General features: G+C 39.8%; 1 pseudogene. It reads left to right on the forward strand.

Annotated elements, in window-relative coordinates:
- A pseudogene (locus tag RYX56_RS23045) lies at positions 1-264 on the forward strand (NERD domain-containing protein); the annotation flags it as partial.

Consider the following 264-nt stretch of genomic DNA (forward strand, 5'->3'; position numbering starts at 1 on the left):
CTGCTTCAGGAACTTGGATATAACTTCAATGTTGAAGCATTTCTCGTGTACATAAACCCCATGTTTACCATGTATCAAGCCCCATTAAACCCGTCGGTTATTTTTCCATCACAAGTCGATCGATTGATGCAACAGTTAAATAAAGTCCCTTCCACATTAAATGGTGGTCACGAAAAGCTTGCTGATCTCTTAATTTCTTTGGATCTAGGGGATTACCCTTACACAGAGCAGCCTAAATATGAATATAACCAGCTGAAAAAGGGG

Source organism: Alkalihalophilus lindianensis (assembly GCF_032843265.1).
In the GTDB taxonomy this organism is placed as follows: Bacteria; Bacillota; Bacilli; order Bacillales; family Bacillaceae_D; genus Alkalihalophilus; species Alkalihalophilus lindianensis.